General features: G+C 49.4%; 22 protein-coding genes. 16 read left to right on the top strand and 6 right to left on the bottom strand.

Translation table 11 applies throughout. From position 1 onward, the window contains the following. Positions 1-141: 141 nt before the first annotated feature. Positions 142-1032, bottom strand: coding sequence for a class I SAM-dependent methyltransferase (locus Q1A04_RS10150; protein WP_299704934.1), 891 nt, complete (start codon positions 1030-1032; stop codon positions 142-144). A 102-nt stretch (positions 1033-1134) separates the two neighbouring features. Here Q1A04_RS10150 and dapF point away from each other — a divergent pair, with 102 nt between their 5' ends. The 13 genes from dapF (at position 1135) to Q1A04_RS10085 (ending at position 16272) form a co-directional block, all read left to right on the top strand. Beyond that, entirely contained in the window at positions 1135-1920 is a 786-nt protein-coding gene (gene dapF / locus Q1A04_RS10145; RefSeq protein WP_299704933.1) for a diaminopimelate epimerase, read from the top strand. Positions 1921-1923: 3 nt separating this feature from the next. After that, complete coding sequence (locus tag Q1A04_RS10140) at positions 1924-2442, top strand: GNAT family protein (RefSeq protein ID WP_299704931.1); 519 nt, start codon at positions 1924-1926, stop codon at positions 2440-2442. A 234-nt stretch (positions 2443-2676) separates the two neighbouring features. Further along, positions 2677-6048, top strand: coding sequence for a preprotein translocase subunit SecA (gene secA, locus Q1A04_RS10135; protein WP_299704929.1), 3372 nt, complete (start codon positions 2677-2679; stop codon positions 6046-6048). Between the two features lie 140 nt (positions 6049-6188). Further along, positions 6189-6860, top strand: a complete 672-nt coding sequence (gene deoC / locus Q1A04_RS10130) for a deoxyribose-phosphate aldolase (RefSeq protein WP_299704927.1) — start codon at positions 6189-6191, stop codon at positions 6858-6860. Further along, complete coding sequence (locus Q1A04_RS10125; protein ID WP_299704925.1) at positions 6844-7353, top strand: sporulation protein; 510 nt, start codon at positions 6844-6846, stop codon at positions 7351-7353. Before deoC ends, Q1A04_RS10125 begins: the two co-directional genes overlap by 17 nt. Positions 7354-7472: 119 nt before the next feature. Then, positions 7473-8675 (top strand): M20 family metallopeptidase, encoded by a 1203-nt coding sequence (locus Q1A04_RS10120; RefSeq protein ID WP_299704922.1) that lies wholly within the window; start codon positions 7473-7475, stop codon positions 8673-8675. A 6-nt stretch (positions 8676-8681) separates the two neighbouring features. Continuing rightward, positions 8682-9458, top strand: coding sequence for a DUF2490 domain-containing protein (locus Q1A04_RS10115; RefSeq protein WP_299704919.1), 777 nt, complete (start codon positions 8682-8684; stop codon positions 9456-9458). Between the two features lie 144 nt (positions 9459-9602). After that, positions 9603-10112 carry an Hsp20/alpha crystallin family protein gene (locus tag Q1A04_RS10110; RefSeq protein WP_299704916.1) on the top strand — a complete coding sequence of 170 codons (510 nt, stop codon included), beginning with the start codon at positions 9603-9605 and terminating at the stop codon, positions 10110-10112. 177 nt (positions 10113-10289) lie between these two features. Further along, entirely contained in the window at positions 10290-11786 is a 1497-nt protein-coding gene (locus Q1A04_RS10105; RefSeq protein ID WP_299704913.1) for a Do family serine endopeptidase, read from the top strand. 163 nt (positions 11787-11949) lie between these two features. Continuing rightward, a complete protein-coding gene (locus Q1A04_RS10100) occupies positions 11950-13524 on the top strand; it encodes an aldehyde dehydrogenase family protein (RefSeq protein ID WP_299704910.1) in 1575 nt (524 codons plus the stop codon). Positions 13525-13924: 400 nt separating this feature from the next. Then, positions 13925-14482, top strand: a complete 558-nt coding sequence (locus Q1A04_RS10095; RefSeq protein ID WP_299704907.1) for a sigma-70 family RNA polymerase sigma factor — start codon at positions 13925-13927, stop codon at positions 14480-14482. 28 nt (positions 14483-14510) lie between these two features. Beyond that, positions 14511-15176, top strand: a complete 666-nt coding sequence (locus Q1A04_RS10090) for a hypothetical protein (RefSeq protein WP_299704903.1) — start codon at positions 14511-14513, stop codon at positions 15174-15176. Next, entirely contained in the window at positions 15157-16272 is a 1116-nt protein-coding gene (locus Q1A04_RS10085; protein WP_299704901.1) for a hypothetical protein, read from the top strand. Before Q1A04_RS10090 ends, Q1A04_RS10085 begins: the two co-directional genes overlap by 20 nt. 112 nt (positions 16273-16384) lie before the next feature. On the opposite strand, the gene Q1A04_RS10080 is transcribed toward Q1A04_RS10085, so the two are convergent. Beyond that, positions 16385-18010 carry a sulfatase-like hydrolase/transferase gene (locus Q1A04_RS10080; RefSeq protein ID WP_299704898.1) on the bottom strand — a complete coding sequence of 542 codons (1626 nt, stop codon included), beginning with the start codon at positions 18008-18010 and terminating at the stop codon, positions 16385-16387. Positions 18011-18017: 7 nt separating this feature from the next. Then, positions 18018-19115: an acyltransferase family protein gene (locus Q1A04_RS10075; protein ID WP_299704895.1), complete on the bottom strand. Its 1098-nt coding sequence runs from the start codon at positions 19113-19115 to the stop codon at positions 18018-18020. A gap of 172 nt (positions 19116-19287) precedes the next feature. Between Q1A04_RS10075 and Q1A04_RS10070 the strand changes: the two genes are divergently transcribed. The 3 genes from Q1A04_RS10070 to Q1A04_RS10060 all read left to right on the top strand — a co-directional run bounded on the left by Q1A04_RS10070 (position 19288) and on the right by Q1A04_RS10060 (position 21874). After that, complete coding sequence (locus Q1A04_RS10070) at positions 19288-19713, top strand: Rid family hydrolase (RefSeq protein ID WP_299704892.1); 426 nt, start codon at positions 19288-19290, stop codon at positions 19711-19713. Then, the gene (locus Q1A04_RS10065) at positions 19697-21562 is read left to right on the top strand and encodes a DNA mismatch repair protein MutS (protein ID WP_299704890.1); all 1866 of its coding nucleotides are present in this window, start codon (positions 19697-19699) and stop codon (positions 21560-21562) included. Before Q1A04_RS10070 ends, Q1A04_RS10065 begins: the two co-directional genes overlap by 17 nt. Positions 21563-21631: 69 nt before the next feature. Further along, complete coding sequence (locus Q1A04_RS10060) at positions 21632-21874, top strand: hypothetical protein (protein ID WP_299704887.1); 243 nt, start codon at positions 21632-21634, stop codon at positions 21872-21874. 135 nt (positions 21875-22009) lie between these two features. Here the strand turns inward: Q1A04_RS10060 and tsf are convergent, their stop codons facing one another. The 3 genes from tsf to rpsI form a co-directional block, all read right to left on the bottom strand. Next, the gene (gene tsf / locus Q1A04_RS10055) at positions 22010-22843 is read right to left on the bottom strand and encodes a translation elongation factor Ts (RefSeq protein ID WP_299704884.1); all 834 of its coding nucleotides are present in this window, start codon (positions 22841-22843) and stop codon (positions 22010-22012) included. A gap of 226 nt (positions 22844-23069) precedes the next feature. Next, a complete protein-coding gene (gene rpsB, locus Q1A04_RS10050; protein WP_299704881.1) occupies positions 23070-23837 on the bottom strand; it encodes a 30S ribosomal protein S2 in 768 nt (255 codons plus the stop codon). A gap of 21 nt (positions 23838-23858) precedes the next feature. Further along, positions 23859-24245, bottom strand: coding sequence for a 30S ribosomal protein S9 (gene rpsI, locus Q1A04_RS10045; RefSeq protein ID WP_299704878.1), 387 nt, complete (start codon positions 24243-24245; stop codon positions 23859-23861).

Here is a 24245-nt window from a genome sequence, read left to right as displayed (position 1 = left end):
ATAAATTCTTATAAAGATGTTGGCTAGGTCTTTTATTAAAAATTAAGAACAATCAGGAGCCAAACACAATAAAAATCCGCTGATTTATCGCTTCTAATAGATAACCGTAGTCGTTTATGTCAAAATGTTTCTACAACAGCCCTACCCCTCCGAACTAAACCGAAAGAAAGTCCCTAACGGCAACTTACGCTCCCCACGGTCGTGCAGGTAGATCTCACCCAATTCTTCATGCTTTATCTGTTCCCCAAACGTCAAACGCATCAGGTTGTCCAGAATCAAAGCGGAGAAGCCGAGAGAGTAGAGATTGATCACCAGGAAGTAGTCGGTTTTGTCGAGCATCTGGTGGCAGAGTTTGATGAGTTCGTTCAGCTCGTTTTCCAGTTGCCACTTCTCGCCGTTCGGGCCTCGGCCGTAGGCAGGAGGGTCCAGAATGATGCCGTTGTAGGTGTTGCCACGTTTCACTTCGCGACGAGCGTACTTCATGGCGTCTTCCACGATCCAGCGCACATTGTCGAGACCGCTGGCCTCCATGTTGTCGCGGGCCCAGAAGTTCACCTGTTTCACGGAGTCGAGGTGCGTTACATCGGCACCGGCAGCTTTGGCGGCAAGGGTAGCAGCACCGGTATAGGCGAACATGTTGAGCACCTTCGGCGTTTTAGTCTTGAGCGAGCGGGTTTTGTCGAAGATGAATTTCCAGTTGCTGTCCTGCTCCGGGAACAGGCCCACGTGCTTGAACGAGGACAAGCCCAGCCTAAAGCGCAGTTTCAGGTCGTTGTACTGGTAGTTGATGTACCACTGCTCGGGCATTCCTTTTTGGAGTTTCCACTGGCCTCTTTCCTGGCTGCCTTTGTCGCGGGTGAACACGGCATTGGCCATGCGCTGCCACTCCGACTCGGGCAGGTGCTTGTCCCAGATGGCCTGCGGCTCGGGACGGGCCACATAGTACTGCCCGAAGCGCTCCATTTTCTCAAAATTTCCAGAGTCAACGAGTTCGTAGTCAGCCCAGTTTTCTGTTGTTAAAAAGGAATACATATATTTGCTGTTTATATCCGGCTTGTGTAATAGCGGCAAATTACGAATTATATGCCGTGCCTGAAAATTGCACGTATCAGCTGTTTTAAATGTTTCTAAAGTATGCCACTAAGCTTTTATAAATATCAGGGTACAGGCAACGACTTCGTCATGATCGACAACCGGAAGATGACCTTCCCGGCAGAGGACGAACAGATGATCAAACATTTGTGCGACCGCCGGATCGGGATCGGTGCCGATGGCCTTATTCTGCTGCAAGACCACGACGATTACGACTTCGAGATGGTGTACTTTAACGCAGACGGCCGCCTGGGCTCGATGTGTGGCAACGGAGCCCGCTGCACGGTACGCTTCGCCAAACAACTCGGCGTGATCGAAGATGTGGCCTATTTTCTGGCAGCTGACGGCGAGCACCAAGCGACCATAGAGCGTGAGGAAATTCAGCTCAAAATGAGCGATGTTACCGGTGTGGAAAGAATAGGGGAGGACTTCTACCTCAATACAGGTTCGCCACACTATGTTCGCTTCGTGGACAACGTGCGGGACTTGGACGTATACGCCGAAGGTCGTGCCGTACGGTACAATGAGCGCTTCGAGGCAGTGGGCACGAACGTGAATTTTGTGGAGCGACTGTCCGAAGACACCATTCACGTGCGCACCTACGAGCGCGGCGTGGAAGATGAGACCCTGTCGTGCGGAACCGGCGTAACGGCCTGCGCACTCGTGGCAGGTATGCGCGGCATGGAAAGCCCTGTGCGCGTAAAAACGCCGGGAGGAACACTGCAGGTGAGCTTCGAGCAAGATGGCCTCGGTTTCCGCTACGTATACCTGACTGGCCCGGCCAAGCTGGTGTTTACGGGCACAGTGCCGGTTCCAGAGAAGGTATAGCGCATGTTTCTCCGCTCCGAACATACCTACCTGCGGGCCCTCGAGCCCACCGATCTGGACTTTCTATATACTTTAGAGAACGACACCTCGGTCTGGCATGTCGGCAACACGCTCACGCCCTACTCTAAGTTTGTGCTGGAGCAATACCTTGAGAACGCCGCTCTCGACATCTACACCATCAAGCAACTCCGGCTGGTCATCTGCAACCACGAGCAAGAAGCCATCGGCGCCATCGATCTTTTCGATTTTGACCCGCTGCACCATCGCGCAGGTATAGGTATAGTCGTTTCGGCCTCTTACCGCGGCCAAGGCCATGCTGCCGAGGCGCTAAACCTGTTGCTTAGCTACTGCCAGCATACCTTGCAACTGCATCAGGTATACTGCAGCGTCACGGCCACCAACCATACCAGCATCAAGCTTTTTAAGAATGCCGGTTTTGAGGAGGTGGGTGTCCGCAAGGAATGGCTGCGGAAATCCGACGGCAGTTGGGATGATGTGGTGGAGATGCAGCGGGTGTTTTAATTTCCCTGTCACAATGCCACAACCCATCCCCCCTGTTTTCCCTTTCTGACACAGGAATTTACACGGCCTGCGCTTTGTTGGAATAGAAAGTACAGCCTATCGGCAAATATGGCAGATAGCCTATACAGCTGCCATTCTGGTATTGTTTTAGTGTAGAACTTTAGATATATCAGAAAAACAGCTATTTTTGACGATATTGCAAACACAGGATTTCATTTAAGAACAACAATACAGATGTTTGATTTTTTCGGTAAAACCGTTGCGAAACTATTCGGAACCAAGTCCGACAGAGATATAAAGGAGGTGCTCCCTTACGTATCCAAAGTAAACGAAGAATACGCAAAGCTTTCTGGCCTGACTGATGACCAGCTTCGTCAGAAAACAATAGAGATAAAAGGCATCATTGATGAGCACCTCAAGCCCACTGATGAGAAAATAGCCGCTCTGCACAAGCGCGTGGCCGATGAGCCGGAACTGAATATTGTGCAGAAAGAAAATATCTTCTCCGAGATCGATGAACTGGAGAAGGAGCGTAACAAAGAACTAGAGGTCGTGCTAATGGAAGTGCTGCCTGTTGGTTTTGCCATTGTGAAAGAAACAGCCCGCCGCTGGAAAGAAAACGGTCAGCTTGTGGTAACTGCCAACGACATGGACCGTGAGTTTGCCTCACGCAAGCCAAACGTTCAGATAGACGGTGACAAAGCCATTTGGGCAAACAAGTGGATGGCTGCCGGCAACGAGATCACGTGGGAAATGCTGCACTACGATGTGCAGTTGATCGGTGGTATCGTGCTGCACCAAGGCAAAATCGCCGAGATGGCCACAGGTGAAGGTAAAACTTTGGTAGCGACGCTGCCAGCTTTCCTGAACGCCCTGTCGAAGCGCGGTGTGCACGTGGTAACCGTAAACGACTACCTTGCCCGTCGTGACTCCGAGTGGATGGCCCCGTTGTTCGAGTTCCATGGCATCACCATCGACTGTATCGACAAGCACCAGCCTAACTCTGAGGCCCGTCGCAACGCCTACCGTGCGGATATTACCTACGGTACCAACAACGAATTCGGCTTCGACTACCTCCGCGACAACATGTCACGCGAAACCAAAGACTTGGTACAGCGCAAGCACCACTACGCCATGGTCGATGAGGTTGACTCTGTATTAATTGACGACGCCCGTACGCCATTGATCATCTCTGGTCCGGTGCCGCGTGGCGATGAGCACGAGTTCTACCAACTGAAGCCACGTATTGCCATGCTGGTTGATGCGCAGCGCAAAGTAGTGATGAACTACCTGACAGAAGCCAAGCGTCTGATTAAGGAGGGAAACACACAAGAAGGTGGTCTTTCGTTGTTCCGCGCTTACCGAGGTCTACCGAAAAGTAAGCCATTGATCAAATTCCTGAGCGAGACAGGTAACCGTGCCATCATGCAGAAGGTGGAGAACTACTACCTGCAGGACAATTCCCGCATGATGCCGGAGGCCGATGAGCCGCTTTACTTCACCATTGACGAGAAGCACAACCAGATCGAATTGACCGAGAAAGGCCTTGACCTGATCACGGGACAGGGCGAAGATCCGCAGCTGTTCATCTTGCCAGATATCGGTACGGAGATCGCCAACATCGAGAACGACACTTCGCTCAACGAAGAGGAAACGCTTCACGCCAAAGAAAAACTGATCGCTGACTTCCAAGAGAAGACCAAGCGTGTGCATACCATCAACCAGTTGCTCAAGGCCTATACCTTGTTCGAGAAAGACACGGAGTATATCGTGACGCCGGACAACAAGGTGAAGATCGTAGATGAGCAGACAGGTCGTGTGATGGAAGGCCGTCGCTACTCTGACGGTCTGCACCAAGCCATTGAGGCAAAGGAAAACGTGAAAGTGGAGGATGCCACCCAGACTTACGCCACGGTTACGCTGCAGAACTACTTCCGTATGTACCACAAACTGTCAGGTATGACAGGTACAGCCGAGACAGAAGCGGGCGAATTCTGGGACATCTATAAGTTGGACGTGGTAGTTATACCTACTAACCGCCCGATCTCCAGACAAGACGAGCACGACAAGGTATACAAGACCACGCGTGAAAAATACAATGCCGTAGCCGACGAGATCGTGCAGTTGACAGAGAAAGGCCGTCCGGTGCTGGTGGGTACCACTTCGGTAGAGATCTCGGAGCTCCTGAGCCGTATGCTCACGCTTCGCAAGATCAGGCACCAAGTACTCAATGCTAAAATGCACCAGAAAGAAGCCGAAATTGTGGCTGAAGCTGGTAAGCCGGGTACGGTAACTATCGCGACCAACATGGCCGGTCGTGGTACCGACATTAAGCTGACACCGGAGTCCAAGGCTTCAGGTGGTCTAGCCATCATTGGTACGGAGCGTCACGAGTCCCGTCGCGTTGACCGCCAGCTGCGTGGTCGTGCCGGTCGTCAGGGTGACCCGGGTTCTTCGCAGTTCTTTGTGTCGCTGGAGGATAACCTGATGCGTCTTTTTGGTTCTGATCGTATTGCCAAACTCATGGACCGCATGGGTCTGGAAGAAGGAGAGGTAATTCAGCACTCGATGATCACGAACTCGATTGAGCGTGCGCAGAAGAAAGTGGAGGAAAACAACTTCGGTCAGCGTAAGCGCCTACTCGAGTACGACGACGTGATGAATGCTCAGCGTGAAGTGGTGTACAAGCGCCGCCGCAACGCCCTGTACGGTGAGCGTCTGGAGCTCGATATCTGGAACATGATCTATGATATCAGCGAGGATATGGTGGTAAACTACAAGAACACCGTTGACTACGACAATTTCCAACTGAACATCATCCGTGTATTCGGTATCAACACCTCTATCACGGAAGAGGAATTCAAATCCGGTCAGGCTAACCAGTTGGCTGAGCGTCTATACAACGAGGCCCTGAACCACTACCTGACCAAGAATAAGCAAATCGCGGAGCAAGCTTTCCCGATTATCGAAAACATCCACCTGAACCGTGGACCGATGATCGAGAATGTGGCCGTGCCATTCACAGATGGCAAGCGCCAGTTAGCCGCCGTGGCGAACCTGACCAAGACGTATGAGTCGCATGCCATGGAGCTGATCCGTGCCATGGAGAAGATTATTACGCTGGGTACGATTGACCAAGCTTGGACCGATCACCTGCGCCAGATGGACGACTTGAAGCAAGTGGTGCAGAACGCGGTGTACGAACAGAAAGACCCGCTGTTGATTTACAAGTTTGAGTCGTTTGAGCTGTTCAAGCGTATGATCGGTAAGGTGAACGAAGAAACAGTTTCTTTCCTGTTCCATGCTTTTATACCTGTGCAGGCGCCGGAAGACGTGCAACCGCCACGTCCGCAGCAAATGCCGAAGCCGCCGGTATTGCACGAACAGAAAGCCGAAGTGCACTCTTCACTAGAAGGCAGCGACGGAGCCACTTCTATGCCAGCCCCTGAGCCGGAGCGTATCATGCCGGCCCATTCACAGAAAGTGGCAGGCCGCAATGACCGCGTGAGCGTGCAGTACAACGACGGCCGTGTGCTGAAAGACGTGAAGTTCAAGACAGTGGAGGAAGACTTGATGCACCACCGCTGCGTACTGATCGAAGATTAAATAAAGAGATAGCCGCCATCCAAAAAGCATGGCGGCTATCCTTTTTACATGAATAACGAAAAAGCATAGGGTATAAGATTGGGGAAAAACCCTCGTCCTTATACCTTTGTCTTTTATTTAAACCTCTTTTGTCGATAAACATGTCAGGAGAAGAACTCGCTACCTACATAGACCATACCTTGCTGCGCGCCGACGCCACACAGGATCAGGTGCTGCAGCTTTGTGATGAAGCGCGCAACTACGGCTTTGCGGCAGTTTGCGTACCGCCTTGCTACGTGCAGGCAGCCACAGAGCGCCTTGGTCCGGGGGCTTTGGTGAAAGTGGCCACGGTGGTAGGTTTTCCGCTCGGCTATAGCCATTCCAAAGTAAAGTTTCTGGAAACCCATCAGGCCATTGAAGACGGTGCCAACGAGATTGATGTCGTGATGAACATCTCTTTCTTTAAGTCAGGCAAGTACAGCGAGATCGAAAACGAACTGACCGATCTGGCGAATTTCTGTCACCTGAAAGAGGCGGAGCTGAAGGTGATCATCGAGACTGCGTTTCTGTCTCAGGACGAGATCGTGAAAGCCTGTGAGATCTGCGCTGCCGCCGGTGTGGACTTTGTAAAGACTTCCACTGGTTTTGCATCTGGAGGCGCCCGCGTGGAAGACATTCAACTGATGCGCCGCGTACTGCCGCACCACATCAAGATCAAGGCATCCGGAGGAATTAAAACATATGCTGACGCCAAAGCGTTAGTCGAGGCGGGAGCTGACCGTTTGGGTTGCTCTGCCAGCATTCAAATTGTGAAGCATGAACAAAGCGCTTAGTTTTCTTTTTATCATGGCCCTCATGGTGTCGGCGGCCTGTAAGCCCTCGGCAGAGGCGCGCAAAAGCACACCTGAAAGAACCACAGCGAGTGCCCGCGTGATGGACGACATCAGCGTGTATCGCCCCAAGTACCCTGTGGAGGATGCGAGTGCGCCCGTGGCCCGCGTAGAGCCGACCAACCACGCCAATGCCAAAGTAGCGGTGCTCCTAGACTCGGTCGCCAGCGTGAACAAAGGCATCAAGTACGCACAGGGCTACCGTATACTGGCCTACAACGGCTCAGAGCGCCAGACTGTGATGAACCTGCGCAAAGCGATCATCAAACGCGTGCCGGAACAAAAGGACTACCTGACCTACCAGCAACCCAACTTCCGGCTCAAGATAGGCGACTATTTTAGCCGTATAGAAGCGCAACAGGTACTCAACCAGATCAGCGACCTGATACCCAACGCACACATTGTACAGGACCAGATCAACATACCTAAAAACTAAGGTATAGCTTCGATACAGGTATAGAGCGTTGCAGTTGCCACAGTGGCTGCAACGTTTTTATTTTTATATTTAGTGATGGAATGAACAGAGGCCCTAAACCTCGCTGCCAAAAAGATTAAATGAATCCATTAGCACAGAAAATAAAAGAACGCGCCAAAGCCTATACCCACGACACGGTAGGTATACGCCGGCACATCCACGCCCATCCAGAACTTTCCTTCGAAGAACACAACACGGCTGCCTATGTGGAGCAAGTGTTGCAGAGCTATGGACTGGAGACAACCCGCATGGCCAATACCGGGGTGGTAGCCCTAATCAGAGGACGCAACCCGGAGAGTAAAACTATCGCCCTGCGCGCCGATCTGGATGCTCTGCCTATTGTGGAGCAAAATGCAGTGAATTACAAATCGAAGAACGAAGGTGTGATGCATGCCTGCGGACACGATGTGCACACGGCCTCTCTGCTGGGTGCGGCCCGTATTCTGCAGGAGCTGCGCGAGGAGTTTGAAGGCACCGTGAAACTTGTGTTCCAGCCGGGCGAGGAGAAGTTTCCGGGTGGAGCCTCTATCATGATCAAAGAAGGGGTGCTACAACAGCCGGCGCCTGCAGGTATAATCGGACAGCACGTGTTCCCGATGTTGCCGGCCGGCAAGGTCGGTTTTAGGTCAGGTATGTACATGGCCAGCGCCGACGAGATCTACATCACGGTGAAAGGCAAGGGCGGTCACGCGGCTCTGCCGGAGCTCAACGTGGATCCTGTGCTGATCACTTCGCACCTGATCGTGGCCCTGCAACAGATCGTGAGCCGACACGCCAGCCCCAAAGTGCCGACCGTACTGTCTTTTGGAAAAGTAGAAGCCTTGGGTGCTACCAATGTGATCCCGAATGAGGTGAAGGTAGAAGGTACTTTCCGTACTATGGACGAGGTATGGCGCAAAGAAGCGCATCGGCGTATACGCAAACTGGCCGAAGGGCTTTGCGAAAGCATGGGTGGCAGCTGCGACATCGACATCAAGTTTGGCTACCCTTTCCTGAAAAACGACCCTGACCTGACGGGCCACGCCCGCGAGGCGGCAGCGCTATACCTAGGTGCGGACAACGTCGTGGACCTTGACTTGTGGATGGGCGCCGAAGACTTTGCCTATTACTCACAGGAAGTGGCGGCTTGCTTCTACCGCTTGGGCACCCGTAACGAGGAGCGTGGCATTACCTCAGGCGTACATACCCCGACATTCGACATAGACGAAGCCGCCCTTGAAACTGGCAGTGGCCTGATGGCTTGGATTGCCGTGCAGGAACTGGAGACCAAAACAGTAGAATAACTGAAGATGAAAAAACTATACCTGATTCTCTCACTGGCATTGTTGCCGCTCCTGAGCAGTGCACAAAGCAAAGTAAGTGCGCCTACCGCCATCTGGCCCGAGTTGCAACTCAGCTACGGGCTCGGCGAGAGCGGTCTCTTGTTTCTGCAGAACCAGTACCGCATCAACACCGACGAGCGTTACAACGGCGTGGGAAGCTTTGAGCGCGTCGAATTCACGTTGGGCTATGAGCATACTTTTACCGATCACTGGCTGGCGGGCGCTATGTTCCGCTATGCGAAAGAAGACATGCCTTCGAGCAACTTCACCTCGGCTTTTGTGCGCCATGCCGGTAACATTAAAGGCTTATACTTTAACAAACAGCTGATGCTCGACTATGTGAACCAAGAGCGTCGCGACCCTTTCGCACGTTTTAGGCTGATGGCGGAACTGGGCAAGCGACTTCCATTAGGAGAACGCTTTATCACGCCGTCTCTATCCTATGAAATGATTGTAGTCAATGAGTTTGGTCAGGAAACGAACGCACTGTTAGAGCGCACCATCGACCGGACCCGCCTGCGACTCGACGCCACGTACGAATTCAGTGACAAGCTGCGCATCACACCCTACTTCCTGCGCCAAACCGATTATTACTTTGTAGAAGTGAGTCCGAAGTATGACGAAGACGGGGTATTGGTTGAGCAAGGCTATACCACAAAGCGCAACCGCATCTCACCTGTGTTTGGCCTTGAACTGAAATATACCTTCAACAGAGCAACTTCTACAGCCAGCTATACCTACTAATTTCTGAAAAATTGACAGCATTGGCAGTATTACGCTTTGCATGAAATGACATTATTTCATGACTTTATAAAATAATACAACTGGCAGACTTTTGGCTATATCCTTTATGTATTGAAAACAACAACTTAAAAAAAGGAGGTAGCTATGGTACTCAGAAAATATAATGGCATGCAGAACGAGATGCCACAGACTTTCAGCTCAATGTTGGACAGATTCTTCAACGAGTCTGTAAACACCAGAGGCTTCACCGGTTTTACACCGCACGTGGACGCCTGCGAAACCGACAACGGCTACGAGATTGAGGTAGCCCTGCCCGGCATTCGCAAAGAGGACATTGCCATCGATTTTCAGGAAGGCAAGCTGACCATTTCAGGTGAGCGCCGCTTCGAGAAGAAAGAGGAAGGACGCCGATACCAGATGCTGGAAACGCAATACGGTACTTTCTCCCGCTCTTTCTATCTGCCTGACAATGTGAACCCAGACAAGATTTCAGCGCAGCTGCAGGACGGTGTGCTGATGGTAAGCGTGCCGAAAGACGAGCACAAAACCATGAAGCGCCAGATCACGATCTCAGGCGGTGAAGAAGAGGCCAAACAGCCAGCAAAGCAGAAGCGTATGGCAGCCTCAGCCACTGAGAATGGAAAGGAAAAATAAGATAAGCGCATAACAAAAAAGAGGCCACCTAAACTGGCCTCTTTTTTGTTATAGAAATGTTAAAGAACACGGATTGCCTTGACCTTGTATACTGCCGTATAGTATATTAGCGTTATAGGTTTATAATATAGATTATCCTTAATATTCGATTTACACCAATCAGGAGGAGTTCAATACATGAAGACGAAACAGTTTATCGTTGGCCTTACACTTTCGGCGCTCATGGGCGGCGGTGTGGCAGTAGGCAGCTATAAGTTGCTGGAAGATAACAGCCCACGAGGAGTAGAAGCACAACAAGAGTACCCAACCGTACGCTACACGAGCGACATGCGCAGCAGCGATGTGATCGTGCCGGAAGGTCTCAACTTTATTAAAGCGGCGCAGGTGACCACGCCAGCCGTAGTGCACGTGATGACGGAATATAGCGTGCGTTCAGCGCAGCGCAGCAACACGCCTATGGATCCGTTTTTGCGCGAGTTCTTCGGCGACGGCTTTGGAGAGCGTGTGCCACGCGGCCCGCAGATGGGCTCCGGCTCCGGCGTGATCATCGCGTCTAACGGCTACATCGTTACCAACAACCACGTGATCGACCGTGCCGACAAAATAGAAGTGACACTGGACGATAAGCGCAAGTATGAAGCGACATTGGTGGGAACTGACCCTACCACAGATCTGGCCTTGCTGAAGATCAACGCCGATAAACTGCCTGTGATTCGGTACGGCAACTCCGACGACTTGCAAGTAGGCGAGTGGGTGTTGGCCGTGGGTAACCCCATGAACCTGACTTCCACGGTAACAGCCGGTATCGTGAGCGCTAAAGGACGTAACATTAACATATTGCGCACCGGCCAGCAGAAAGACCTAAGCATCGAGTCCTTCATCCAGACGGATGCTGCCGTGAACCCCGGAAACAGTGGTGGCGCGCTTGTGAATCTGAATGGGGACTTGGTGGGAATCAACACGGCGATTGCCTCGCAGACAGGTTCTTTTGCCGGGTACTCGTTCGCGGTTCCTTCCGCCATTGTGAGCAAGGTGATAGACGATTTGCTGAAGTATGGTGAGGTGCAGCGCGCCTTGTTGGGTGCTACCATCAATGAGATTGACGCTGCTTTTGCCAAGGAAAAAGGGCTGAACACACTTAACGGGGTATACCTGAACGGTGTGGAGGAAGGCAGTGGCGCCAAAGATGCCGGCCTCCGTGCAGGTGACATCATCACGGCGATCAACGGTGTGAAAGTAGCCCGGTCCTCTCAACTGCTGGAGCAAGTAGCCCGCTACCGCCCTGGTGACAAGGTGAAAGTGGATTATCTGCGCGACGGCAAGACAAAGTCAGCAAATGTAACCCTGAAGAGCTCCGATAACAGCACCGAGATATCGAAGCGAAGCACAGCCAGCTCGGTAACGTTTGACGGTGCTACTTTCGAGGCGGTTAGCAAACCGGAAATGAACAAACTGGGTATAGACGGTGGTGCCAAGATCTCTAACGTGGCCAAGAGCAAGTTCCGCGACACGGGCATGAAAGACGGCTTCATCATCACCCGTATTGACAAGTATGCCGTGAATGTGCCAGCCGATGTAGAGCGTCACTTGAAAAACTTTGAAACCGGAATTGTATACATAGAAGGTGTATACCCTGACGGTCTGAAGGCTTACTACCCAATCGGTAAACGTTAAAAATTAATCAATTATTAGAAAAGCTTCTGCCTCAAAGCAGGAGCTTTTTTGTTTTCTTAGCCGAAAAAAAAGGCCTATCTTCATGCTGCGTAGCGTCCTATGCATAGGTATGCTGCTCGAATGATGTTAAAACACCTATAACCCGATAACACGCAGTAAAATTATGAAACAAGCCATAGATGAAATGCCAATGACAAAAGCCATTGCCGATGTATTGCAGCAGCTAGGTATAAAAGAACTGAATCCTTCCTACAGCACCGGTCTAAACTGGGGTGGGGAGAATAACAAAACTACCCGCGAAATCTACTCGCCAGCCGACGGCAACCTGATTGCCAGCGTGAACATGGCCACCGCCGAGGATTACGAGCAAGTCGTGAAGACCGCACAAGAAGCATTTAAGGTATGGCGTACGATGCCGGCCCCGAAGCGTGGCGAGATTGTCCGCCAGATCGGCAACAAGCTGCGTGAGCACAAAGAGGCGCTGGGCAAACTGGTGAGCTATGAAATGGGCAAGATTCTGCAGGAAGGCCTTGGCGAGGTGCAGGAGATGATTGACATCTGCGACTTTGCCGTAGGCCTATCTCGTCAGCTGCACGGATTCACGATGCACTCAGAGCGTCCGCAGCACCGCATGTACGAGCAGTACCATCCGCTGGGTATTGTGGGCGTTATTTCGGCCTTTAACTTCCCGGTGGCAGTATGGAGCTGGAACGCCATGCTGGCAGCCGTTTGCGGCGACGTAACCATCTGGAAACCATCCGAGAAGACACCGCTTACGGCCATCGCCTGTCAGCACATCATCCGCGACGTGCTGGCCGACAACGAATTGCCGGAAGGTATCTTCAACGTGATCATCGGTGATGCCGAGATCGGCAGCCTGATGGCGCATGACACCCGCGTTCCACTTGTATCCGCCACGGGCTCTACCCGCATGGGCAAAAAAGTAGGCGAGGCGGTTGGTGCTCGTCTGGGCAAGTCCTTGCTGGAACTGGGCGGTAACAACGCCATTATCATCACCGAAAATGCAGACATTGAAATGGCGCTTCGTGCCGTGGTATTTGGTGCCGTGGGTACCTGCGGACAGCGCTGTACCTCTACCCGCCGTCTGATCATCCACGAGAATGTATATGATCAGGTACGCGACCGCTTGCTCAAGATCTACCCGAATTTGCCGATTGGTCACCCACTGAGCGACACGACACTGGTTGGTCCGCTGATTGACAAAGATGCGGTAAAGGCTTTCCAAAATGCGCTGGAAGAAGTACAGAGCGAAGGCGGCAAGCTGTTGATCGGTGGTGAGGTGCTGGAGGGCGAGCAGTACGCAACAGGAACGTATGTGACGCCTGCCATCGTAGAGGCCGAGAACCACTACCATATGGTGCAGGAAGAGACCTTTGCGCCGATCCTATATATGATTAGGTATAGTGGCGAAGTGGAAAACGCTATTGATATCCAAAACGGTGTGAAGCAGGGCTTATCGTCTGCGATCTTCTCATCCAATCTCCTAGAAACAGAAGCCTTCCTGACACACTGGGGTTCAGACTGCGGTATAGCCAACGTGAACATTGGTACGTCCGGTGCTGAGATCGGTGGTGCCTTCGGGGGCGAGAAAGACACAGGCGGTGGCCGCGAGTCAGGTTCTGACGCATGGAAAATCTACATGCGCCGCCAGACCAACACCATCAACTACAGCCGCGAACTGCCACTGGCACAGGGTATCAAGTTTGATATTGGGTAATGTGTCTGAATCAGGATTCTGAGGATTATTAAGGATAGGCAGAATTGAGTATGTCTTATAAGACAAAATTCTAACCTGAAATTTAGTCGTTGTTATACTTACCATGCAGGGTAACCCAGACCTGTCCATCTTACAAAATCCTGCAAATCATGATTCAGAAAATATACAGCCAGCTCCGAAGGGGGCTGGCTTTTTTTGTGGCTATACCTGACAAATAAGTGAAACTGCGCTAGGCAGCGGTGAGCAACGGAAAATTTTTAAAAATATTTTGCAACTTGATGCAACCCAACGCATTCACTTGTGTCTTTAGTGCAGATAGAATGAAGGGAGGGTAAAAAACAAGATGAACTAAGGGATTAGGTCGACTAACAAGGTAAATAGAACGATAAACGAGGCGATTTTGGAAAAAGGCACTTTTCAGGATGTAAACGCACAGGTAGTGCAGCGCTGCAGGGAAGGGGATAACCGTGCCCAGTACGAGCTGTATAAACTGTACTCCAAAGCCATGTTTAACGTGAGCATGCGCATCACCAACGACTATGCCGAGTCCGAGGATGTGCTGCAGGAAGCCTTCATGAGCGCCTTCAAGAACCTTCATTCTTACAAAGCAGAAGCTTCATTCGGGAGCTGGCTCAAACGGATCGTGATCAATGCATCGGTCAATGCCGTGCGCAAGCGCCGCTCGGAGCTGGTGCCGCTCGAAGACCGCATCGCCGGGGACATACCTGACGAGGACTACGACGACGATACCGAGTGGCAGGTAGATCAGGTGCGACGCGCCATACAGCGACTGCCCGATGGCTACAGAGTGGTGCTTAGCTTATACCTATTGGAAGGTCTCGACCATGCCGAAATAGGAGAGGTGCTAGGTATAACCGAATCTACTTCGAAGTCGCAGTACAGCCGGGCTCGCAAGAAGCTCTTAGAGATTATGAAAGACACACATTCCATGGCCTAGCCGTGGGTAGATTATAAAGAGGAGAAAGATGAAAGATAGATTAAAGGAATTTGTGAACGAAAACCGGGAGGACTTCGATGTATTCGAGCCCAGACCGGAGTTATGGCAGGAGATCTGTAGCGATCTGAAAACACAGAAGGCACAGGTAGAGAAGCCCCGCAAGGAAGCAAAGGTGATCAGCATCAACTTCGGGGAGCGCCTCAACTTCACTGCCGACTTCATGTTCATGCGCGTAGCCGCCACCATCGTGCTCTTGCTCGCCTGTGGCATCACGATCTTTATGGTGAAACAGAACAATCCGGCCGCCATAAATACCCTCGCCTCAAATACCGCGGTAAGTGAGCAGGCTTCAGTATACCAAATGGCGCCAGAACTTGCCGAAGTGGAGGTATACTATACCAGCCAGATCAACAGCAAACGCGAAGAACTGAGCGAATACGACCTGAAAGTGCTTGGTCTGGACGAGACACGCGAGATAGACCGCGAACTAGCCCGCCTCGACAGCAGCTATACCCGACTCAAAAATCAATTGCATACCTCTCCGAACACCGACCAAGTGATGGCGGCCATGATCCAGAACCTGCAGATCCGGATCGAAGTGCTGAACCGTCAGCTGGAAGTGCTCAAGAAAATAGAAGCTATAAAAGAACAGGATACTACTGAACCACAGAACAATGGAACTACTACTATTTAAATCATTGCGCTACCACATAGCCACGCTTTTGGTTATACTGCCCGCCTTGGCCATAGCACAGCCTTATGCGCCAGAGCCTTGTCCAAGCCAAGCGCCGCCTGCGCCGCCAATCCTTACTGCGCAGCAGACACTGCCGCCTGCACCTCCAGTTCCCCCAGTGCCCCCTGTGGTGATGCCACAACAACCGGAAGCTGAGGTCTATGCCTATAAATCAGAGAAGCGCAAGACCTTCGACAAGACCTACAAAGTAAGCAAGTCGGATGTGCTGAACATCGATAATAAGTTCGGCAACGTGCACGTGAACACTTGGAATCGCAACGAGATACAGGTGAAAGTCGACATCATTAGCCGTGCCAACTCAGAGCAGCTGGCACAGGAAATGCTAAACAAGATCAATGTAGCTGACAGCCGAAGCGGTAGTACCATCTCTGTCAAGACCGAAATGGGATCTATGAACTCCAAGGGTGGTCACCAGAGCTTTGAGATCAACTATACTATTAACATGCCCGAAGATAACCAACTGGTGGTGAAGAACAGCTTCGGCAACGTATACCTGCCAGATATGAAAGGCAAAGTGGACCTGACTGTGCGCTATGGGGCCTTTAAAGTAGGAAATTTGGCGAACTCCTCTAACTCCATCAAAGCCTCGTTCTGCAACAGTTCCTCTAACACGATCAGCTCCCTCAACAAAGGCAATGTGGATTTAGCCTACTCTACTTTAAATCTGGGCAATACCAACGGCGTGAATGGCTCTTCCAAGTTCAGTGATCTGAAGATTGGCAATCTCTCCGAAGCCTTAGATATGGATGTGAAGTACGGCACTTTCAGAGTGGACAACGTGAAAAGGAATTTCAAGACCATTTCGGTGAACGGCGGCTTTACCCCAATCCAGTTTCATTTTGAGGATGACTCAGCCTTCGACTTTAACGTAAACGTGCAGTTTGCCGACTTTAAAGTAGACCGTAACCTGGTTAAGTTCACAACATTAGAAAAAGGCCATACCTCAGCAGCGTATAAAGGCAGATTTGGAAGCTCGACTTCTAAGGGTTCCATCAACATCACCTCGAAGTACAACGATGTAAGGTTTACAAAATAAGCCCTTGATTTGAAACATATTAGCCCCGAGTGGGTTGAATAATAGAGTTTGTTTAAGGTAAGAGAAGCCGACCTATCACTGGGTCGGCTTCTCTGTTTTGGGAGACAGAAGCTTAAAAATCATGTACATTACTACGACCCCTCCCAAAGATATCGCCGCTTAAGAAAGAACGCTTGGTTGGGGGGGAATCATAAAGAGTAGGACCATACCTGTTTATAATAAAACTAGGATCGTATCCCTGCAATAATAGTAAAGTCGGGAAAATTTGGGCGTGAGTCTGCCGGTTTGGCGCCGGTATAGGAAAGGAGGCGGTATATCCTGTCTTATCCAAACACCAAAGTGGAACATCTGCCTCGACCGTCGCAATATCCTGATTTCTGGCATGTACAATACTGATGCCGTCTCCTGATAGATCTTGTCCATGGTCGGATGTATATACTATAAATGTGCTATCCTGTGGAGTTAAGTCATTGTAAAGCTTTTTCCAAAATTCATCTACCGACCATCTGATAGAATTAAAGTAGGTATTTGTTGATTTTTCTCTGTCTTTAAGCATGCTGCGCTCTGAAAGGACCGGCATGAAAAAAGCAGAGTCAGCTGGGTAAGTACGAGCATAAGGCCAATGAGCACCCACTTTGTTAGCATAAACGAATACCTTTTGATCTGACTTGGCCATTTTTAGTAACATATCTGCAATGTAGTGGTCGCGTTCATAGTATGGCCTCTCCAGTTGCTCTTCCGTGACGAAAATGTAGTGGTCAATACTCTCTAGATCATACGGCGTTACATAGTTTTGCAGAATGCCTCGCCCCATTTGCATATCGATAAAATAGGTTTCGTAACCTGCTTGTTTAGCATATTGAAATATACTAGGCTTCTTCAAAGCTTGCTTCTCATAGTCCGGCAGTTCATGCGCTTGCAAACCGCTCATAAGGGCAATGTTACTGCCCGCACTGTAATTAGTGTAGGCCGAAGCAATACCAAAATTTTGAAACTGACCTGCAACACTATTTAGAAAAGGTGTTGTGTTAGCCGTTGCGCCATTAATGGCCAGCGCACTCCCTGTTATACTCTCATCAACTAGCATAAAAAGATGTTTTACGCCAGCTTGCTGTGACTTTTGTAGAACTGCCACTCTAGGTGTGCTGGGGAGAGCGTGACTGTGTGCAATATATGTGCTAAGGGGTACCCGGTATAAGGCAGGCAGGTCGTCTATAACCCCTAACGTATTACTTATATACCAATAACTAATTAATGCTGAAGGTACTAAAGCTAAAGCATGTAAGGGGCGATGTAAGTATGGGAGACGCCTGCGAATAATGTACACCAAAATGCCAATAAGCACAGCCGAAAATAGAGCTAGCAATACGGGTAAGGTATAATTTTCGAAAGCCGATGTCGCAAATTGGGTATTGTTAAGTGCGGTATGCGCATCGGCGTAATTGTAGTTATAGCCGGAAATAAAGCGATAAAGTAGACTTATGAACAAGAATGGAAGCCATATGCCCATTGTAAGTATACCTATAGCACGGCTTTTGTTGAATAGTGCAGCCTGAAAGCTCCATGCCACAATACTGAAAACCAATAGGTATAGCGTTAGACTTAACACACTATCTTGAAATAGCAGCATCTGCAATATTTGATACACCCTGCCCGGCCGCATTTCTACAGTGACTATAAACAAGGAAATGGTAATATAGAGCAGAGCTGGCTGTAGATATCTTGAAGGGAAATGCATTAGGACTTTAATTTTTGGAAAAAGTTGTTAGCCACTTATTACTGATCCAGTTAGTTAGAGTAAGAACGATAAACTTAAATAACATTGTTATGATTACAACTCCTACCAGATAAGCTATAGCAGCGATTATAGACCACAAAACGGACTTATTGCCCCACGGCACAAAAGGAGCTCTGCACAGGCCATGCACAGCAAAGAAGTATAGAGAATTTTTCCCGAAGAATATAATGAGTCTAGTTAGTGAACCATAAACTGTTGGGTTGATGGATGTATAGGCCGCGAGTGCTAGTATTGGCACACTAATGAATGAGATTACCCAGAAGAAAGGGCTAAATGACCCTGCTATAAAAAGGCCCAATGCAGAGAGTAACACTAAAGGAGTAAGAATATTTGTGGATGCTCGGGCAATATAAATTCCAAGTATAAACTCAGGTAGATGCCCCAGTAAATTAACTCGCAGGTAGGAGATAGAATCAGGGTAAAACGTGAGTATCAATAATTGAAGTGTCCAAGAGACAAGTATAAGAGTCAGCAGGTGCTCCTGTTTGCGGATTAGTAATAGAAGTGGTGCAACTAGGTACAGCTGAAACAAAAGTGAGAAGAACCACCATGGGCCAGAAATACTCAGAGCTTCGCCCGGAATAAAATTGGATAATAAGGTCAGCTTAAGGAAAGCTTCGTAAGCAAAAGAACTAAGATCCATTTGTTTGGCAGGAAACAGTGTGGAAATCCCTGCCTTATAGAAAAATAAGAGGATAACGGCAAAGAAAAAAGTAGGGTAAATCTTAAGGAAGCGCTCCTGTAAGAATGTAAAATAGCTGATGCGGGTACCTTTTGCGTACCTCATGGCTAATCCATACCCACTCAAAAATATAAATACCTGCACCGCATAATGACCAAAGAAAGAGAAGGTTTGCTTAAGAAAGTCTGCCGGTAGGTAAAGCAGATTATGCAGATAGGTATAAGTAGGGGTAATAGAGAAGGAAAATTCGTTTTCTCCCGGTGCCCCATCCAAGATGTGAAAATAGTTGTGGAGCATAATAGTGAGAATAGCTATACCCCTCAAGTAATTGGAATCAAAGCTTTCTATCTGTTTTAAAAACATCTCACGGAATTATGAAACAGCTATGGACTGAGATGCCCATATCAATCTTAAAGTTAAATAGAATATATCTTAAATTAATAAAGGGCCTCCTCCTATAGAAAATCGGTAGGCATTCGTAGATTTGATTAACAGAAAGTATAACAACTGATCTGTAACCATAAACTAAGCTTAAATGACAAACGACAAAGAGCTTCTCAATTCATCGAAAGCCCCTGAACCGGTGGGGCTATACCCGCATGCCCGCCGCGTGGGCAATCTTTTGTTCCTGTCTGGCGTTGGACCTAGGGAAAGAGGCAATAAAAAAATTCCGGGTGTGGAGCTGAACGAGGCAGGTGAAATCACTTCATACGACATTGAAGCGCAGTGTCATTCCGTGTTTCAAAATGTGCGCTACATACTGGAAGACGCCGGTTCGAGCTGGGCAAATCTTGTGGACGTGACCGTTTTCTTGACGAATATGAAAGACGACTTTGCCACGTATAATCGAATCTATGCCGAGTATTTCAAGGACAACCAGCCTTGCCGCACCACCGTGGAGATAAATAAATTGCCAACGCCCATTGCCATCGAGTTAAAGTGCATTGCCACGATCGACTAGGCTATACCTGCAAACAGAACAGCTATACGTGAACAGCAGAGAAAACGAATTTAAGCAGCGGGCTGCGGCCTATGCTGAACAAGAACATAAAGCAGCCGGCAAATCGAAGTCGGTGTCGTGGTTAAGAGTAGTGGTGTTTTTGGCAGTCGTTATTACGGCTTGGCTCTTTTTCAGAGACGGCAACACCAGTGCAGGAGCCATCAGCATCGTTGGGTTCTACATCCTTTTTGTGATCACCATGCGCTGGCACAGCCGGCTCGACTACAGGTATAAGCAGCTGCAGTTGCTCGGCAAACTCAACCTGCAGGAGATTGACCGGCTGCATGGCAAGCTGCATAGTTTCGATGGCGGCATCGATTTCAAAAACGACCAGCATCCCTATACCTCCGATCTGGATATTTTCGGCCCGGATTCGCTCTTTCAACTCATGAACCGTTCCGTGACCAGCATCGGTAAGCTACGGCTAGCACAATGGTTTCGGCAGGCGGCGCCTACCCCGGAAGTGCTGCGCAGGCAGGAGGCAGTGGCAGAACTAGCCCAGCCCGACCAACAGGAATGGCTGCAGCAGGCCATCGTGAAGCCGATGCACTACAAGCACTTCAATGAGAATACACAGGAGTTCTTCGACTGGTTACATGCGCAAGACCTGTACAAAGCGCATCCTTGGCTGAAGCTATTGGTGTTTGTGCTGCCTGTACTGACCTTAGCCTCGATCGCGGCTTGGTTCTATGGCTACTCAGGGTACATCGCAGTTGGTTTTCTGGTTATTCAGTACCTGTTGGGGCTTAAGTTTCAGAAGCAACGCGACGATTACTACGATAAGAGCATCGGCATGTACGAAGCCATGCAAAGCTATACCGATCAGCTGCGGCACTTGGAGGCGCATCCGTTTAAAGCTCCGCTTCTAGAGGAGATCCGGACGCGGCTTTACAAAGGCAACACGCCTACTTCCACAGCCATTGGCAAGGTGGCCACCATCATCGATTATTTTTCGTGGCGGCTCAGCACTTTGATGAGCTTTTTCCTGAACACTATCCTGATGTGGGACTTTGTGTGGATCTACAGGATTGAGTCTTGGAAAGCAGAGCATCTGGACCACATAGAGAAGGGACTTGATTTGTTGGCGGAGTTTGAAGCACTGACCAGTATGGCAGCCTTCCAATACGCCCAGCCGCATTTTGCTATACCTGAGTTAAGCGCTATACCTTTCGAGTTTGATGCCGAGCAACTAGCGCATCCGCTTATCTTTTCGGTGGAGCGCATCGCCAATGATTTCCAGATGCAGGGAGCGGGCAAGACCATTGTGGTAACAGGCTCTAATATGTCCGGTAAGACGACCTTCCTGCGTACGGTAGGCATCAACATGGTGCTGGCCTTTATGGGGGCTGTCGTATGCGCTCGCCGTCTGATAGTGGCCCCGGCTCAGGTATACACCGCCATGCGTACTGCTGATAATCTGGCTGAGAATACCTCTTCTTTCTACGCCGAACTCAAACGCCTGCGCATCTTGCTGAACATGACAGAAGGAGAGGAGCCGGTTTTCTACCTCCTCGATGAAATACTAAAAGGCACCAACTCCCGCGACCGCCACGCCGGCGCGATGGCCCTCATCCGTCAGCTGCACCGCCGCAACGCCTCCGGCCTTATCTCGACACATGATCTGGAGCTGGGCGCGATGGAGCAAGAATTGCCTGGTAGCGTAGAGAACTTCAGCTTTAACAGCACCATCGAGGGAGATAAAATTCTATTCGACTATACCTTGCAGCGCGGCATCTGCGGCAGCTTCAATGCCAGTAAACTCATGCAGCTGATGGGGATTGAGATGGAAAGGACCGATGAGGCTGGATAAAGGCGTGTACCTCTGCCCCCAATTTTACGTTAGCATATCAACACACTTAAACAACCAACAGATAAACCTATGAGAGTAGTAGCCGACATACCTAACCCGCACGTGAAGATCACGCTGCATTCCTATAATGGTAAGTACATCCTGAAGCTGGAAAAAGCCAACCTGGAGCAGATTTATAAAATAGAAGAAACGGAAGTAAATGGAGACGAGGGAGCCAAAGCTTTACTAGACGAAGAGTTTATTGAAGCGGTTGTCAATCGATTCCAAGACATGCGCGATGCCTTCGTGAGTACGATAAGGCGTAATGATTAAGGTATAGTCGTATTGGCTTCATGTTGTACAGAATGATAACGCCTGCAACGGAGCAGGCTTTATCGTTTTAAGGTATAGACAAACAAAAAAGGCTCTGATTTCTCAGAGCCTTTTTAATATGCATGCTAATAGGGATTAGCCGATAGCTACACGCTTGAACTCAGTTACAGTCAAACCTTTGCTTGTTTTCTCAAGCAATTGAGAGATTGTAAGTGAAGAGTCTTTTACGAACTCTTGGTTCAACAGCGTGCTCTCTTTGTAGAACTTGTTCAGTTTACCCTGAGCAATCTTCTCCAGCATTTGCTCTGGCTTACCTTCAGCACGTGCCTGCTCTTTGCCGATCTCGATTTCACGCTCGATTGTAGCAGCGTCAACACCGTCTTTGTCAAGAGCGATTGGCTTCATGGCAGCGATCTGCATCGCGATGTCTTTGCCAACTTCAGTCACGTCTGTACCGTTAGTGTTGTTCATACCTACCAATACACCCAACTTACCATTAGAGTGGTTGTAAGCGATAACTTTCTCAGCAGTTACAGACTCGTAAGAAACTACGTCGATTTTCTCGCCGATTTTACCCATCAGGTCAGTGATGTGGTCCTGCAGTGAACGACCGTCAGCCTGTGGTGCTGCCAGCAATTCTTCTTTAGAAGAAGCATTTGTAGAAACAGCAGTTTCCAAGATGGTTTTAGCCAAGTTCTTGAAGTCTTCAACTTTAGAAACTGGCTCAGTTTCGCAAGCTACAGCAACTACTTTACCGTTAGTGCCGTCTTCGCTTACCTGCGTAAGTACCAGACCTTCAGAAGTAACGTTGTCAGCACGCTTGCTGGCAATCTTCTGGCCTTGCTTACGCAGAATATCTTTAGCAGCTTCGAAGTCACCGTTGGCTTCTGTAAGTGCTTTTTTGCAATCCATCATACCTGCACCAGTTTCCTGGCGAAGTCTGTTAACGTCTTGTGCTGTAATAGCCATGATTGTATAATTAAGAATTATGAATTAATAATTAAGAAGTATCTTTTGTGAGGTTCTCAGTAAAAGAAAGTTAGACCTAGTTGAAATTATTTCCAGTCTTTTGTCCTTTGTCAAAATCTCTTTCGTCAATGGGACTATCTGCTTCCGAGTTCCCCTAAAACAAACTGAACATTGAAGCTTGAGGGCCCAATGTTCAGTTTATTTACGATGCTATATGCATTAGAGATTATTGCTCGTCAGCTTCCTGCTTGGCCTTGATGCCTTCTTCTTCAGAACGCTTACGCTCAGTCTCTTCTTTGTCCACTTTGCGCTCAGACAGACCTTCTTCAATGGCCTTACCCATGATAGAAACGATCAGGGCGATAGACTTAGAAGCGTCATCGTTTGCAGGGATTGGGAAGTCAACCGTCTCAGGGTTTGAGTTTGTATCGCAAACTGCGAATACAGGAAGGTTCAACTTGTGTGCTTCTTTTACTGCGATGTGCTCACGCTTCACGTCAACGATGAAAAGAGCGGCTGGCAGGCGAGACAAATCAGCGATACCGCCAAGAACACGCTCCAGTTTCTCACGCTCACGAGAAAGCATCAGACGCTCACGCTTTGCGATAGCTGCATAAGCTGTGTTGTCTTTCACCATCTTGTCGATAGTAGACATTTTCTTAAGCGATTTACGCACAGTAGCGAAGTTGGTAAGCATACCACCCAACCAACGGTCGGTTACATAAGGCATTTTAAGACGACGAGCTTCTTCAGCTACGATGTCCTGCGCCTGCTTTTTGGTAGCTACGAAAAGGATCTTACGACCAGACTTGGCGATGTTCTTGATAGCTGAAGTAGCCTCGTCAAGCGCAACCAAAGTTTTGTTAAGGTCAATGATGTGGATACCGTTCTTCTCCATGAAGATATACGGAGCCATTTTCGGATCCCACTTGCGGGTAAGGTGACCGAAGTGAACACCTGCCTCAAGTAATTCTTTATAATTAGTACTTGCCATGTTGTTGATACACCTTTAATATTAACGTTTACTGAACTGGAATGAACGACGCGCTTTGCGCTTACCGAACTTCTTACGCTCCACCATACGAGGATCTCTGGTTACGAATCCTTCTTTGCGGAGTGCAGATTTAGTCTCGGCGTTTTCTACTACCAGTGCTTTCGCGATAGCAAGTCTAAGTGCTTCAGCCTGGCCGCTTACACCACCACCTTTTAGATTAGCAGTAACATCGTACTTGCCAATTGCTTCTAAGGTTTGAAACGGCTGATTCACAATAGTTTGCAGTACTTCGTTAGGGAAGTACGCCTTGATATCTTTACCGTTAATAGTGATATTCCCTTGCCCGGCCGTCATGTAGATACGAGCCACCGAGGTTTTTCTTCTACCAGATGTATTGATAACTTCCAT

Origin of the sequence: uncultured Pontibacter sp., assembly GCF_947499215.1 — a bacterium.
Taxonomy (GTDB): domain Bacteria; phylum Bacteroidota; class Bacteroidia; order Cytophagales; family Hymenobacteraceae; genus Pontibacter.
This window is presented reverse-complemented; position numbering and strand designations above follow the sequence as displayed.